Below are 1,481 nucleotides of genomic sequence, written 5' to 3'. Positions count from 1 at the left end.
GATCATGGTTCGTATCGGAATTATGACGGCACTAGGACAGTTCATGCTAGGTGCTCTGTTAGGCCACTCGATGCCGTTTCATCAAGCAATGCTAGCCACTTTTCTGGGCAGTATGCTGCTGGAAGTGGTCAGTTTAGGGCTTGGAATTGCTGCCGCTCGTGAAGGCTTATCAACAAGTTTATTGGCACTATGGGGAGGATTTGGCCGTTATGGATCAGCGTTAGTCAGTGTGTTAATCGCGTTAAGTTTGATTGGTTGGTTTGGTGTGCAAAACGCGATTCTCTCTCATGGTGTGAATTATGCACTGGATAATCAACCCGGATTTACGATGAGCGCTGTGATATCTGGATTAGGGATAACCGCACTGATGATTTTTGGATTCCGTGCCTTAGGATGGATTGCTGTTATCACCGTGCCATTGTTTATGCTCGTGGTCGGCTGGATCGTGATCAAACTTTTATCAGGATATGATTTGATGCAGTTGGCGACGAGTTTTCCCACAGGTGAACCCATGACCTTGGGAATGGCCGCAACTGCGGTTGCCGGAGGCTATATAGTTACGGCTACAACTACTGCGGATATCGCTCGTTATTGCCAAAAAAGTCATCACGTATTTTGGATGGTTACGGTATCGATAATTGTCGGTGAGTTCTTTATCAATGGTATTGCAATACTCATCGCCCACGCCATGAATACTTCTGATGTAGTCACTATTATGACACAAAGTGCGGGTTGGCTGGGTCTCTTGGCCGTAATCTTGTCGGCTGTAAAAATTAATGATTCCAATCTTTACTCATCTACGCTTGCGCTTGCTAATGCCATAGAACGTGTTAGCAAGCATAGGATGTCTTATGTTAAGTTAACGATTATTTTAGGTTTCACAGGCACCTTGTTGACTATTGCGGGTATTTTGGAGAAATTTACCCATTTTTTAGTATTACTGGGTATTGTTTTTCCTCCCATTGCTGGCGTAATCCTGTGTGATTATTTTTTACTAAAGAATCATAAGAAAGAACTCGATCTAAGTCGTGACAATCAATGTCTTCCTGATCCCGCCATGCTTCCCGCCATAGGTTGGTATGCTATCATTGCGTGCCTATCGGGTGTTTTGGCAGGGTTGATAATAACTGTTGGGATTCCTTCATTAAATTCTTTATTAATCTCCATCATGGTATACAGGGGATTTCATTTACTCCCGCGCTTAGGGAAAACAAAGTGATTCTTCTTGATATCAAGGCAATAGAACATATTTGCTATGGTGCTTCTATTTTAGCGAGTGGTGGTGGGGGTGATCCTCATCTTGGAAAGATTATGGCCCAGCAGGCAATTGAAAAGCATGGGCCAATTAGGTTAATCAGCATCGAAGAATTACAGCCAGACGATATTTTATTGTCAACAGGGATGATAGGTGCACCAACCATCATGATGGAGAAAATTCCTAATGGGGAAGAATCCATCCTCGCATGCCGTCGAGTAGAGCA

2 protein-coding genes are annotated in these 1,481 nt (G+C 43.6%); both read left to right on the top strand.

What is annotated here, in order from left to right; translation table 11 throughout:
• The coding region (locus J5224_RS27515) for a cytosine permease (RefSeq protein ID WP_264628314.1) at positions 1-1,219 on the top strand (1,219 nt) is incomplete at its 5' end.
• On the top strand, positions 1,216-1,481 hold a 266-nt coding region (locus tag J5224_RS27510), incomplete at its 3' end, for a DUF917 domain-containing protein (protein WP_264628313.1). The genes J5224_RS27515 and J5224_RS27510, both read left to right, overlap by 4 nt.

It is taken from the genome of Candidatus Symbiopectobacterium sp. NZEC135 (genome assembly GCF_025962695.1).
The sequence above is the reverse complement of the archived record's forward strand: the minus strand, read 5'-3'. Positions and strand labels throughout refer to the sequence as shown.